The sequence below is a fragment of the Mycobacterium sp. genome (assembly GCF_025933915.1).
Classification (GTDB): domain Bacteria; phylum Actinomycetota; class Actinomycetes; order Mycobacteriales; family Mycobacteriaceae; genus Mycobacterium.
This window is the reverse complement of the sequence record NZ_JAICZA010000002.1, coordinates 26690-39826: the sequence shown is the minus strand read 5'-3', so window position 1 is coordinate 39826 and position 13137 is coordinate 26690. Positions and strand designations below refer to the sequence as shown.

At 66.4% G+C, this 13137-nt stretch carries 11 protein-coding genes; 10 read left to right on the top strand and 1 reads right to left on the bottom strand.

The features are described 5' to 3' along the window. Nucleotides 1-8 precede the first annotated feature (8 nt). Nucleotides 9-2057, top strand: coding sequence for an NAD(+) synthase (locus Q0W90_RS00435; RefSeq protein ID WP_297772591.1), 2049 nt, complete (start codon nucleotides 9-11; stop codon nucleotides 2055-2057). A gap of 16 nt (nucleotides 2058-2073) precedes the next feature. Here the strand turns inward: Q0W90_RS00435 and Q0W90_RS00430 are convergent, their stop codons facing one another. Continuing rightward, nucleotides 2074-2952: a ribokinase gene (locus Q0W90_RS00430; RefSeq protein ID WP_297595365.1), complete on the bottom strand. Its 879-nt coding sequence runs from the start codon at nucleotides 2950-2952 to the stop codon at nucleotides 2074-2076. Nucleotides 2953-3103: 151 nt separating this feature from the next. Between Q0W90_RS00430 and Q0W90_RS00425 the strand changes: the two genes are divergently transcribed. The 9 genes from Q0W90_RS00425 to octT all read left to right on the top strand — a co-directional run bounded on the left by Q0W90_RS00425 (nucleotide 3104) and on the right by octT (nucleotide 13113). Continuing rightward, nucleotides 3104-5293 (top strand): adenylate/guanylate cyclase domain-containing protein, encoded by a 2190-nt coding sequence (locus Q0W90_RS00425; RefSeq protein ID WP_297595364.1) that lies wholly within the window; start codon nucleotides 3104-3106, stop codon nucleotides 5291-5293. After that, complete coding sequence (locus Q0W90_RS00420) at nucleotides 5293-6696, top strand: mechanosensitive ion channel family protein (RefSeq protein WP_297595363.1); 1404 nt, start codon at nucleotides 5293-5295, stop codon at nucleotides 6694-6696. Before Q0W90_RS00425 ends, Q0W90_RS00420 begins: the two co-directional genes overlap by 1 nt. A gap of 94 nt (nucleotides 6697-6790) precedes the next feature. Continuing rightward, nucleotides 6791-8074 (top strand): glutamate-5-semialdehyde dehydrogenase, encoded by a 1284-nt coding sequence (locus tag Q0W90_RS00415; RefSeq protein WP_297595362.1) that lies wholly within the window; start codon nucleotides 6791-6793, stop codon nucleotides 8072-8074. A gap of 34 nt (nucleotides 8075-8108) precedes the next feature. Beyond that, nucleotides 8109-8996 carry a MoxR family ATPase gene (locus Q0W90_RS00410; RefSeq protein WP_297595361.1) on the top strand — a complete coding sequence of 296 codons (888 nt, stop codon included), beginning with the start codon at nucleotides 8109-8111 and terminating at the stop codon, nucleotides 8994-8996. A 10-nt stretch (nucleotides 8997-9006) separates the two neighbouring features. Further along, nucleotides 9007-10455, top strand: coding sequence for a VWA domain-containing protein (locus Q0W90_RS00405; protein WP_297595360.1), 1449 nt, complete (start codon nucleotides 9007-9009; stop codon nucleotides 10453-10455). Between the two features lie 136 nt (nucleotides 10456-10591). Then, on the top strand, nucleotides 10592-11260 hold the full coding sequence (gene nadD / locus Q0W90_RS00400) for a nicotinate-nucleotide adenylyltransferase (protein ID WP_297595359.1): 669 nt from the start codon (nucleotides 10592-10594) through the stop codon (nucleotides 11258-11260). Then, the gene (rsfS, locus tag Q0W90_RS00395; protein WP_297595358.1) at nucleotides 11257-11652 is read left to right on the top strand and encodes a ribosome silencing factor; all 396 of its coding nucleotides are present in this window, start codon (nucleotides 11257-11259) and stop codon (nucleotides 11650-11652) included. Before nadD ends, rsfS begins: the two co-directional genes overlap by 4 nt. Next, complete coding sequence (gene gpgP / locus Q0W90_RS00390; RefSeq protein ID WP_297772586.1) at nucleotides 11649-12323, top strand: glucosyl-3-phosphoglycerate phosphatase; 675 nt, start codon at nucleotides 11649-11651, stop codon at nucleotides 12321-12323. The genes rsfS and gpgP overlap by 4 nt, the downstream gene beginning before the upstream one ends. After that, nucleotides 12313-13113 carry a diglucosylglycerate octanoyltransferase gene (octT, locus tag Q0W90_RS00385; protein ID WP_297595354.1) on the top strand — a complete coding sequence of 267 codons (801 nt, stop codon included), beginning with the start codon at nucleotides 12313-12315 and terminating at the stop codon, nucleotides 13111-13113. Before gpgP ends, octT begins: the two co-directional genes overlap by 11 nt. Nucleotides 13114-13137 lie beyond the last annotated feature (24 nt).

Below are 13137 nucleotides of genomic sequence, written 5' to 3'. Positions count from 1 at the left end.
GAAGGGCGATGGACTTTTACAACGCTTACAGCCAGGGCTTTGCCCGCGTCGCCGCGTGCACGCACCACACCGTCATCGGTGACCCGGCCGCGAATGCCGAGTCGGTCTTGCGGCTGGCCCGCGCGTGCCACGACGACGGCGTTGCGATGGCCGTGTTCCCGGAACTGACGCTGTCCGGGTATTCCATCGAAGACATCGTCTTGCAAGACCTGCTGCTCGACGACGTCGAAAGGGCCATCGCGGACATCGTCGCGTCCTCGGCCGATTTGGTGCCGGTCTTGGTCGTCGGTGCCCCGGTCCGCCACCGGCACCGCATCTACAACGCCGCCGTGGTCATCCACCGCGGCGTGGTGCTCGGGGTGGCGCCGAAGTCGTACCTGCCCACCTACCGCGAGTTCTACGAGCGCCGCCAAATCGCGCCGGGAGACGACGAGCGCGGCACCATCCGCCTCGGTGGCGTCGACGTCGAGGTACCTTTTGGCCCCGATCTGCTGTTCGCCGCCTCCGACCTGCCCGGCTTCGTGCTGCACGTGGAGATCTGCGAGGACATGTTCGTTCCGATTCCGCCCAGCGCGGAAGCCGCGTTGGCGGGAGCGACGGTGCTGGCCAACCTGTCGGGCAGCCCGATCACGATCGGCCGCGCCGAGGACCGCTGCCTGCTGGCCCGTTCGGCGTCGTCGCGCTGCCTGGCCGCCTACGTCTATTCGGCCGCAGGCGAAGGCGAATCGACGACCGACTTGGCCTGGGACGGCCAGACCATGGTGTTCGAAAACGGTGTGCTGCTGGCCATGTCCGAGCGCTTCCCCAAAGGGGAGCGGCGCAGCGTCGCCGACATCGACATCGAATTGCTTCGCGCGGAACGACTCCGGATGGGCACGTTTGACGACAACCGGCGTCACCACCGGACGACGGCGGAATCATTTCGGCGCATCGAGTTTCGGCTGGACCCGCCGGATGGCGATATCGGACTGCGGCGTGAGATCGAACGCTTCCCCTTCGTCCCCGCGGACCCACAGCGGCTGGAGCAGGATTGCTTCGAGGGTTACAACATCCAGGTCGCCGGCCTGGAACAGCGTTTGCGCGCTTTGGATTATCCGAAGGTCGTCATCGGGATATCCGGTGGCCTGGACTCGACGCACGCGTTGATCGTTGCCGCCCGCGCGATGGACCGCGAACATCGGCCGCGCAGCGACATTCTGGCGTTCACGCTGCCCGGCTTCGCGACCGGGGACCGCACCAAGCGCAATGCGATCGAGCTGTGTCGCGCATTGGGTGTGACGTTTTCCGAGATCGACATCCGCGAGACCGCGGCGCTGATGCTCAAGGAGATGGATCACCCCTTCTCGCGCGGCGAGAAGGTCTATGACGTCACCTTCGAAAACGTCCAGGCCGGTTTGCGCACCGACTACCTGTTCCGGCTGGCCAACCAGCGCGGCGGCATCGTGCTGGGTACCGGCGACCTCTCCGAACTGGGCCTTGGCTGGTCGACATACGGTGTCGGCGACCAGATGTCGCACTACAACGTCAATGGCGGCGTGCCCAAGACGCTGATTCAGCACCTGATCCGCTGGGTGATTTCCTCGGAGCAGTTCGAGCCCGAGGTCAGCGAGGTGCTGCAATCGGTGCTCGACACCGAGATCACGCCGGAGCTGGTTCCCAGCGGGGAAGAGGAAGAGCTGCAGAGCAGCGAGGCGAAGATCGGGCCGTTTGCGTTGCAGGATTTTTCGCTGTTCCACGTGTTGCGCTTTGGATTCCGGCCGTCGAAGATCGCGTTCCTGGCCTGGCATGCGTGGAGTGATCCCGAGCAGGGCAACTGGCCGCCGGGATTTCCGGACAACAAGCGACCGTCGTACTCGCTCAAGGAAATTCGACACTGGCTGCAGGTTTTCGTGCAGCGGTTTTACTCGTTCAGCCAATTCAAGCGCTCGGCATTGCCCAACGGTCCCAAGGTGTCGCACGGGGGTGCACTGTCGCCGCGGGGCGACTGGCGCGCCCCGTCGGACATGTCCGCGCGCATCTGGCTCGACGAGATCGAACGCGAAGTCCCCGAAGACTAGCGTTCGGGCCGCGTGGCTAGGACGCGTTGCGACGCGCCCTTTCGATCGCCTCGGCGTCCGGTGCGCAATCACCGGCGCCGGGAACCAGTGTCGCCAACGCGCCCGCCGCGCAGGCGCGGTGCAGCGCGAGGCGGCGCTGATCCGGCGAGCCGGGATTGGGTGGCCAGTTCGCCGCCAGCACACCGGCGAACACGTCGCCGGCCCCGGTGGTGTCCACCGCGTCCACCGCGGGGGAGTGCACCGAGTACTCGCCGTCGGCGCCGACGTACCGGGCCCCGCGCGAACCCAGGGTGACTACCAAATGTGTTGGTCGCCAAGGCCATTCGTCGGCTTCCTCTTCGTTGGTGATCACCACGTCGGTGGTGGCCGCCAACTCGCCCAACGAGCGGGGATCCTGACCGGCCGGTGAGGCGTTCACGACGACGACCGCTCCGGCCGAACGAGCTTGTTGCGCCGCTGCGACCGCCGTGTCGACCGGAATCTCTAGCTGGGTCAACATCACATCGCAGTTGGCGACCACATTGCGCGCGCGGTCGTCGGTCAGCGTGAAACGTCCATTGGCTCCCGGCGCGACCACGATGGTGTTCTCGGCGTTGGCATCGACGACAACAATGGCGGTACCGCTCGGCCCGGGGATTTCGACGGCCCCGTCGAGCCCGACGCCGTTGGTCAGCAGGTGGGCGCGCAACTGTCCGGCGGCAGCGTCGTCGCCGATCGCTCCGACGAATTGCACGCGCGCACCCGCGCGGGCCGCTGCCACCGCCTGATTGCCGCCCTTGCCCCCGGGGGCTTGTGTCAATGACGACGCCAACACCGTTTCGCCGGGCCGCGGAAGGGCGTCCACGCCCAGCGACAGATCGATGTTCACGCTGCCCACCACACATACCTCGGCCATGACGCCCGACGTTAGTCGCGTCGGGATGGCAATGCACACGTGGGCCACCAGCGCTTTCGATGCCCAATCGCGTCACGGCAAACGCTCAATATCTCGGTATTCGCACGCTAGTCTGCTAGGGGCGCTGGATCCCGAGAAGAGGGGCAGGCAATTGACGACGAGCGAGCTAACCGATGCCGCACCCCACAGCGACCCCGCCCCGGCTCACCAGTCCGCAATGCGTACCCGTACGCGGCGCAGCCGGTTCCGGTTCGGCATTCAATCCAAAATCCTGATCACTATGCTCCTTTCGAGCATCTTGGGCGTCGCGGTGATCGGCCTCATCGGAGCCGTGTCCGGCCGCACCGCGTTGCGCCAAGTCGAATCCGAACGGCTGATCGAGATGCGCGAGTCCCAGAAGCGGGCGGTGCAGGCACTGTTCAGGGAGCTGACGAATTCACTGATCGTGCAGAGCGGCGGTTTCGGTATCAACGAAGCAACGGCGAACCTCACCACCGCCTTTGCTCAATTGGCCAATGCGAACATCACGCCCGCCCAAGAGCAGACGCTGGTCAATTACTACGAAAACGACATGATCAAACCGATCAAAAAGGTCACCGGTAGCGCGATCGATCTCAAGGCCGTGTTGCCGAGTTCCAACGCACAGAAATACCTTCAGGCGTACTACACCGCGGCGCCCAGGCCCACCGCTGATTCGCCGCCCGCCGAGGACGCCGGCGACGGCAGCGCGTGGTCGGCCGCCAACGCCCACTTCGACTTTTTCATGCGCGGCATCGTCACCCGGTTCGATTACCGGGATGCGCTCCTGCTGGACATGCAGGGCAACGTCGTTTACAGCGTCATGAAGGGCCCAGATCTGGGCACCAACATCCTCACCGGCCCGTATCGCGGATCCAACCTGCGCGGTGCCTACCAAAAAGCCATGGCGTCCAACGATGTCGACTTCGTCTGGATCACCGACTTCCAGCAGTATCAGCCGCAACTCGACACCCCCACGGCCTGGGTGGTGTCGCCGGTCGGCATGAACGGAAAATTCGAAGGGGTCATGGCCCTGCCGGTGCCGGTCGGGAAGATCAACACGATCATGACCGCCAACAAACATTGGGATGCCGCGGGGATGGGACCGGCCACCGAGACCTATCTGGCGGGTCCGGACGACTTGATGCGTTCCGATTCAAGGGTATTCATCGAAGACCCGAAGCAATATCGGCACGAGGCCATCGAGGCCGGCACCCCGCCCGACGTTGTGGACCGGGCGCTTCGCCTGGGTGGCACCACGTTGGTGCAGCCGGTTCCGACGGCTGGACTGCGCGCTGCGCAACGTGGGGAGACCGGCGTCATCAGCGCCACCGATTACACGGGCAACAGAGAATTGGAAGCCTACGCCCCGTTGAACATACCCAACTCCGATCTGCACTGGTCGATCCTGGCCACCCGCGACAACTCCGATGCTTTTGCGCGGCTGGGCCGCTTCAGTAAGAACCTCGTCATTGCGGTCACGGCAATGATTTTCGCCATCTGTGTGGCCTCGATGTTCGTGGCCCAGGCGGCGGTACGCCCGGTCCGGCGCCTCGAGGAGGGCACCCGCAAGATCAGTTCCGGCGACTACGACATCAACATCCCGGTGCGGACACGCGACGAATTCGGCGATCTCACAGCGGCCTTCAATGAGATGAGCCGAAACCTCGCCATCAAGGAAGAGCTGCTCAACGAGCAGCGTCGCGAGAACGACCGCCTGATGCTGGCGTTGATGCCCGAGTCGGTCCTGCAACGTTATCGCGATGGCGAGGAAACCATCGCCCAAAGACATCAGGACGTCGCCATCATCTACGCCGACATCGTCGGCCTCGACGAACTCTTCACCGAGATGCCGGAAGCCGAATTGGTCGGCACCGTCGACGAACTCTTCCGGCAGTTTGATTCGGCCGCCGAATCCCTTGGCGTCGAACGCATCCGCACGTTCCACAACGGGTATCTCGCCAGCTGCGGGGTCGTCACCCCCCGGCTGGACAGCATCCACCGCGCCGTTGACTTCGCCCTCGAAATCGGTCGCATCATCGATCGGTTCAACAGCCAGGGCAGCCACCAGCTGGGCCTTCGCGTCGGCGTCAACACCGGCAACGTCGTCAGTGGCCTGGTGGGCCGGTCCGGCCTGGTCTATGACATGTGGGGCGGCGCGGTGAGTCTCGCCTACCAAATGCACAGCGGCTCACCGCAGGCCGGCATCTATGTCAGCTCGCAGGTGTATGAGGCGATGCGTGACGTCCGGCAGTTCACCGCGGCGGGCACGATTTCGGTCGGCGGGACCGACCAGGCGATCTACCGGTTGCTGGAGCGCTGATGAACGTCTTCGGCTCGACGTGGTTCTACTGGGCGGTCGGTATCGCGGTCGGATTACCGATCGGGATGATCCTGCTCACCGAACTGCACGACGCGTTGCTGCGCAGGCAAAGCCCGCTGGCCAGGCAGGTCGCACTGCTGCGCAATTACCTGCTGCCGCTCGCCGCGTTGTTGCTGCTCCTGGTGCAGGCCTCGGGGATTCCGGCCGGCGACATACCGGTGCGAATCCTGACCACCGTGTTCGGCCTGTTGGTGGTGGTGTTGCTGCTGTCCGGGCTCAACGCGACCGTGTTCGAAGGCGCACCCGAAAAGAGCTGGCGCAAAAGGCTTCCCACCATCTTCATCGATGTCACCCGAATAGCGTTAATCTGCATCGGGCTGGCGGTGATGTCGTCGTACATCTGGGGTGTGCGGATCGGCGGCGTGTTCACCGCGTTGGGTGTCACATCGGTCGTCATCGGTCTGATGCTGCAGAACTCCGTCGGCCAGATCGTCTCGGGCCTGTTCATGCTGTTCGAGCAGCCGTTCCGGATCGAGGACTGGCTGGACACCGGCACCGCGCGCGGACGTGTGGTCGAAGTGAACTGGCGTGCAGTGCATATCGACACCGGCAGCGGAATCCGGATCATGCCGAACGCGGCGCTGGCCACCACCTCGTTTACCAATCTCAGTCGGCCGCCCGGGCCGCACAAAGTGGCGATAACGACGACGTTCTCGACCGCCGATGCACCCGACCGGGTGTGCGCGATGTTGTCGCGGGTGGCGTGTGCGCTACCGCAGCTCACGCCCGGCAGCGTGCCCCGTTCGGTGCCCGTGGGCGCCGGCGACTACCGCACGGCGATCGGGTTGGACTCGCCCGCTGACGCCGGCGCCGCGACGGCCACGTTCCTGCGGTGGGCCTGGTACGCGGCGCGACGGGAGGGTTTGCACCTCGACGACGCCGACGACGACTTCTCAACGGTCGAACGCGTGGAGCATGCGTTGCACACGGTGGTGGCGCCGGCCCTGCGGCTCAGCACCGAAGAGCAGCGGTCGTTGCGCTTCTCGGCGCGGATCGTCCGGTATGGCGCCGAGGAAATCGTGGAGGACGTCGGGCAGGTGCCCGCGGCGATGACGTTCTTGGTCGCCGGCCGGGTGCAGCTCATCGCGACCGCCGACGACGGGACGATCCTGCCGATCAGCACCCTGGCCGAGGGAGCATTTCTAGGGCTGACGGCGCTGACCCGCCAACCCAACCTGGCCAGCGCGTATGCCCTGGAAGAGGTCACCGCCTTGGTGATCGATCGAGAACACATCGAGCATCTGGTGATGCGTGCACCGATGCTGCTGCAGAACTTCGGCCGCATCCTCGAAGAGCGGCGCAGCAAGGTGCGCAATGCGCGGCGCGGCGAACGGGTCGGCTAGCGGCGATCGCGAGCGCCGGGTGAAGCGGGTCGCCGCCATCGGGGCTTGAACGGGCCGCGTCACCCGGGCTTTCCCGGCCGGATACCCTGGTTCAATGAGTCTGCAGGCACCATTCCGCAGCGGAGCGGCTCAACAGCGGGAGCCTGACTTGCGCCGGGAGGTGCACGACGCCGCCCGCCGCGCCCGCGTCGCCTCCCGCGTCCTGGCGTTGTTGCCGACGGTCGCCAAAGACCAGGCGCTTCGCTCGGCGGCCGAAGCGATTGCCGCCCATGGCGAATTGATCCTGTCGGCCAACGCCGAAGACGTCGAGGCTGCCCGGGCCGCCGGCACTCCGACCGCGATGCTCGACCGATTGGCATTGGACACCAAGCGCGTTGAGGGCATCGCCGCCGGCCTGCACCAGGTCGCCGGGCTCCCCGACCCGGTCGGGGAGGTGTTGCGCGGCTACACGTTGCCGAATGGACTGCAGCTGCGCCAGCAGCGCGTTCCGCTCGGCGTCGTGGGAATGATCTACGAGGGCCGGCCCAATGTGACCGTCGACGCGTTCGGTTTGGCGCTGAAGTCCGGCAATGCCGTGCTGCTGCGCGGCAGCTCATCGGCGACTCGGTCCAACCAGGCGCTGGTCCAGGTGTTGCGGGCCTCGCTGGTCAGCGAGGACCTGCCCGCCGACGCGGTTCAGCTGCTTTCCTCGGACGACCGCGCCACGGTGACGCATCTGATCCAGGCCCGCGGCCTGGTCGACGTGGTGATTCCGCGCGGTGGGGCGAACCTGATCAACGCGGTCGTCCGCGACGCGCAGGTGCCTACCATCGAGACCGGGGTCGGCAACTGTCACGTGTACGTACACGACGGCGCCGATTTGGACGTGGCGGAGCGGGTCCTGCTGAATTCGAAGACGCGCCGGCCCAGCGTCTGCAACGCGGCCGAGACCCTGCTCATCGACGCCACCATCGCCGAGGAGGCGCTGCCGCGGCTGCTGACCGCCCTGCAAAACGCCGGTGTGACGGTGCACGGCGGTTTTTCCAAGGATGCGCACGAGGACGACCTGCGGCGCGAGTACTTGTCGATGGACATCGCGGTGGCGGTGGTCGACGGTATCGACGCCGCGATCGCCCACATCAACGAATACGGCACCGGCCACACCGAGGCCATCGTGACTACCAATATGGCTGCGGCACAACGATTTACCGACGGCGTCGACGCGGCCGCGGTGATGGTGAACGCGTCCACGGCCTTCACCGACGGGGAGCAGTTCGGTTTCGGCGCCGAAATCGGCATCTCCACCCAGAAATTGCATGCCCGCGGTCCCATGGGGCTGCCCGAACTGACCTCGACCAAATGGATTGCGTGGGGAGACGGCCAGACTCGTCCGGCCTGATACCCCGTTCGAAAGTGTTTTAGGAGAACCGATTGTGAGTGTGCCCGCCCGGTCAAAGCCGCTGTTCGAGGACATCGAGGACGTCTCGCGGCGGTTGGCCGAGACCGGCTACCTGCCCGACACCGCCACCGCTACGGCCGTGTTCCTGGCCGACCGGCTGGGCAAGCCGTTGTTGGTGGAAGGCCCTGCCGGCGTGGGCAAGACCGAATTGGCCCGCGCCGTCGCCCAGGCGACCGGGTCGGGCCTGGTCCGCCTGCAGTGCTACGAGGGGGTGGACGAGGCTCGCGCGCTCTACGAGTGGAACCACGCCAAGCAGATACTTCGTATTCAAACCAGCAACGCTGCCGGCCACGGGGACTGGGATCAGACCAAAGATGACGTGTTCAGTGAGGAATTCCTGCTGCAGCGTCCGCTGCTGACCGCCATCCGGCGCACCGAGCCCACGGTCCTGCTCATCGACGAAACCGACAAGGCCGACATCGAGATCGAGGGCCTGCTGCTGGAGGTGTTGTCCGACTTCGCGGTGACCGTCCCCGAACTGGGCACGATCACCGCCGAGCGCACGCCGCTGGTGGTGCTGACCTCCAACGCCACCCGCGAACTGTCCGAGGCGCTCAAGCGTCGCTGCCTGTTCCTGCACATCGACTTTCCCAGTCCCGACCTGGAACGCCGCATCCTGTTGTCGCGGGTCCCCGAGCTGCCCGCACATCTGGCCGAGGAGCTCGTTCGCATCATCGGCGTGTTGCGCGGGATGCAACTCAAGAAAGTCCCGTCCATCGCCGAGACCATCGACTGGGGCCGCACACTGCTCGCGCTGGGCCTGGACACCATCGACGACGCCGTCGTCGCCGCCACCCTGGGCGTGGTCCTCAAACATCAATCCGACCAGCAGCGCGCAACCGGCGAGCTGCGGCTGAACTAGGAAGACCGCCATGGCCGCCCGCCGCATCCGACCCTCCCGGCCGCTCGCCCCGCACGGGCTGCCCGGTCACCTGGTCGGCTTCGTGGAAGCGCTTCGCGGGGCGGGGATTTCGGTCGGCCCGTCGGAGACGGTGGATGCCGGCCGGGTGATGGCAACCCTGGGCCTGGGCAACCGCGAGGTACTGCGCGAGGGCATCGCATGCGCCGTGTTGCGCCGGCCGGATCACCGCGAGACGTATGACGCCATGTTCGACCTGTGGTTCCCGGCGGCGTTGGGCGCTCGCGTGGTGGTCACCGACGACGAGGCCAACGACCCGCAAGACGACAACGCTTTGCCCCCCGACGACGTCGAGGCGATGCGCCAGATGCTGCTGGATCTGCTGGCCGAAAACCCCGATCTCGCCAACATGGACGAGCGCCTGGTCGCGATGATCGCCAGGATCGTGGAGGCCTACGGGAAATACACTTCCAGCCGTGGCCCGTCCTTCTCGTCCTACCAGGCGCTCAAGGCGATGGCGCTGGACGAACTCGAGGGCAAGCTACTGGCGGGGCTGCTCGCGTCGTACGGCGACGAGCCCACTCCCACGCAGGAGGAGATCGCCAAAGCGCTTGCCGCACAGCGGATAACCCAGTTGCGCAAGATGGTCGACGCCGAGACCAAACGACGCACCGCGGAGCAGCTGGGCCGCGATCACGTTCAGATGTACGGCATTCCGCAGCTTTCCGAGAACGTTGAATTCCTGCGCGCCTCCGGTGAGCAGCTGCGCCAGATGCGCCGAGTGGTGGCGCCGCTGGCCCGAACACTGGCGACCCGGCTGGCCGCCCGCCGGCGACGCACCCGGGCCGGGACGATCGATCTTCGCAAGACGCTGCGCAAGTCGATGTCCACCGGCGGCGTGCCGATCGACGTGGTGCTGGCCAAGCCCCGGCCGGCGCGGCCGGAACTGGTGGTGCTGTGCGATGTCTCCGGCTCGGTAGCCGGGTTCAGTCATTTCACCCTGCTCTTGGTACATGCTCTGCGCCAACAGTTCTCGCGCGTTCGCGTATTCGCTTTCATCGACACCACCGACGAAGTGACCCACATGTTCGGCCCGGAAGCCGACCTCGCCGTGGCCATTCAGCGGATTACCCGGGAGTCGGGCGTCTTCAGTCGCGATGGCCATTCCGACTACGGCAACGCGTTTGCGTCGTTCATGCAGGCATTCCCCAACGTGCTCTCACCGCGCACCTCGCTGCTGGTGCTGGGGGATGGTCGCACCAACTACCGCAATCCGGAGACCGAGCTGCTGTCCCACATGGTGACCGCCAGCCGGCACGCGCACTGGCTGAACCCCGAGCCCAAGCATCTGTGGGGAAGCGGCGACTCGGCGGTGCCGCGCTATCAAGAGGTCATCGCGATGCACGAATGCCGGTCCGCCAAGCAGTTGGCCACGGTGATCGACCAGCTGCTGCCGGTGTGACGCCGGTTCGCGCGAGCGTGCGTGTTTGTCCGCCGACACGCCGCACTAGCGGTAAAACTATGCACGCTCGCGGGGCGCACGCCGGCGCGACCTGGGGAATCGGCCCGGATCGCCGGCTCAAGTAAGCTGGCACATCGTGCAAAAGCAGCTTCGCAGGTTAGGAGTGATGGGTGGGACGTTCGACCCCATCCATCACGGCCACCTGGTTGCCGCCAGTGAGGTCGCCGACCTGTTCGACCTCGATCAAGTCGTGTTCGTGCCCAGCGGTCAGCCCTGGCAGAAGGATCGGCACCCCTCCGCCGCCGAGGACCGGTATCTGATGACGGTGATCGCCACGGCGTCCAACCCCCGTTTCTCGGTCAGCCGGGTCGACATCGACCGCGCCGGCCCCACCTACACCAAGGACACGCTGCGCGACCTGCACGCCCTCAACCCGGACTCCGAGCTGTACTTCATCACCGGTGCCGACGCGCTGGCCTCCATCCTGTCGTGGCAGGGCTGGGAGACGCTGTTCGAGCTGGCGCACTTTATCGGGGTCAGCCGGCCCGGCTACGAGCTGCGGCGCGAACACATCACCGGCGTGCTGGGTGAGCTGCCCGACGACGCGCTGACCCTGGTCGAGATACCGGCACTGGCGATCTCGTCGACCGATTGTCGTCGGCGCGCGGCGGGGCGCCGGCCGCTGTGGTACCTGATGCCCGACGGCGTCGTGCAGTACGTCTCCAAGCGCCGGCTCTACCGCGACGACGCGGGACCGGCGGTGGCCGTGAACGAAACAAGCCTGACCCCAGGGGATCACCCGTGAGCGCCACCCCGGAAGCCATCGACATGGCGACGGTGGCCGCCGGCGCCGCCGCCTCGAAGCTCGCCGACGACGTCGTCGTCATCGACGTCTCCGCCCAGCTCGCCATCACCGACTGCTTCGTGATCGCCTCGGCGTCCAATGAGCGACAGGTCAATGCCATCGTCGACGAGGTCGAGGAGAAAATGCGTAAGGCGGGCTACAAACCCGCGCGCCGCGAGGGCACCCGCGAAGGGCGCTGGACGCTGCTGGACTATCGCGACATCGTCGTTCACATTCAGCACCAGGATGACCGCGACTTCTATGCCCTGGATCGGCTGTGGGGTGACTGCCCGGTGGTGCCGGTGGACCTTGACGGGGACGGCGTGAACTCCGAAGACTCGAGCCCGCGATGAAGATCCGTCGCCTGATCATGTTGCGGCACGGGCAAACCGAGTTCAACGCCGGCAGCCGGATGCAGGGCCAGCTCGATTCCGAGCTCAGCGAACTCGGGCGGGCACAGGCCGTCGCGGCCGCCGAGGTGCTGGGCAAGGTGCAGCCGTTGCTGATCGTATCGTCGGATCTGCATCGCGCCTACGACACGGCGGTCAGGCTGGGGGAGCGGACCGGCCTGGCGGTCCGGGTGGATCAGCGGCTGCGGGAGACTCATCTCGGCGACTGGCAGGGATTGACCCACACCGAGGTCGACGCGCAGGCCCCCGGCGCGCGACTGGCCTGGCGCGAAGATGCCACCTGGGCCCCGCACGGCGGGGAGAGTCGGGTGGACGTCGCGGCCCGCGGCGTGCCGTTGGTAGCCGAATTGGTGTCCGGCGAGCGGGAATGGGGTGATCCCCACGGGCCGGATCGCCCGGTGGTGCTGGTGGCCCACGGAGGGCTGATCGCCGCGCTCTCGGCCGCGTTGCTGAAGCTCCCGGTCGGCAACTGGCCGATTTTGGGCGGCATGGGCAACGCCAGCTGGGTGCAGCTTTCCGGCTATTCCGGCGATGACGGGCACGACTTCGAGAGCATCCGCTGGCGGCTGGATGTGTGGAACGCCTCGGCACAGGTGTCCAACGATGTCCTCTGAACAGAGGCCCAGGCCCACACTGCTGATTTTCGCCGACTCGCTGGCCTACTACGGGCCAACCGGGGGGCTACCCGCCGACGATCCCCGAATCTGGCCGAATATCGTTGCCGCCCAGCTGGGTTGGGATGTGGAGCTGATCGGCCGCATTGGATGGACGTGCCGGGACGTCTGGTGGGCGGCAACCCAGGACCCGCGGGCCTGGGCGGCGCTACCGCGGGCGGGCGCCGTCATCTTCGCCACCTGCGGCATGGATTCGCTGCCGTCGGTGCTGCCCACCGCGGTGCGCGAGCTGATCCGCTATGTGCGGCCGCCCGGGTTGAGGCGCTGGGTCCGCGATGGTTACGGGTGGCTGCAGCCCAGGCTCTCCCCGGTGGCCAGGCCCGCCCTGCCTCCGCACCTGAGTGCCGACTATCTCGAACAGACGCGTGGCGCAATCGATTTCAACCGTCCGGGTATCCCGATCGTGGCGTCGCTGCCGTCGGTGCACATCGCCGACACCTACGGTAGGGCTCACCACGGTCGGGCGGCGACCGTGGCCGCGATCACCGAATGGGCGCAAAACCACGACGTACCCCTGGTTGATCTCAAAGCCGCTGTCGCAGAACAGATTATGAGCGGCCGGGGAAACCCCGACGGCATTCACTGGAATTTCGAGGCCCACCAGGCGGTCGCCGAGCTGATGCTCAAGGCGCTCGCCGAGGCCGGCGTGGCGACGATGCAGAGCGCGCAGCGCGATGAGGAGGAGCCGCGCAATCAGGCCGGCGCGTCCCACGAGAAACCACGCGGGTAGCGCTCGTGACCCGCGTCGACGACG

Coding starts and splice junctions, on each gene's coding strand:
- Q0W90_RS00435 (WP_297772591.1), top strand. CDS start 9: ATGGACTTTTACAACGCTTACAGCCAGGGCTTTGCCCGCGTCGCCGCG.
- Q0W90_RS00430 (WP_297595365.1), bottom strand. CDS start 2,952: ATGGCCGAGGTATGTGTGGTGGGCAGCGTGAACATCGATCTGTCGCTG.
- Q0W90_RS00420 (WP_297595363.1), top strand. CDS start 5,293: ATGAACGTCTTCGGCTCGACGTGGTTCTACTGGGCGGTCGGTATCGCG.
- Q0W90_RS00415 (WP_297595362.1), top strand. CDS start 6,791: ATGAGTCTGCAGGCACCATTCCGCAGCGGAGCGGCTCAACAGCGGGAG.
- Q0W90_RS00405 (WP_297595360.1), top strand. CDS start 9,007: ATGGCCGCCCGCCGCATCCGACCCTCCCGGCCGCTCGCCCCGCACGGG.
- gpgP (WP_297772586.1), top strand. CDS start 11,649: ATGAAGATCCGTCGCCTGATCATGTTGCGGCACGGGCAAACCGAGTTC.
- octT (WP_297595354.1), top strand. CDS start 12,313: ATGTCCTCTGAACAGAGGCCCAGGCCCACACTGCTGATTTTCGCCGAC.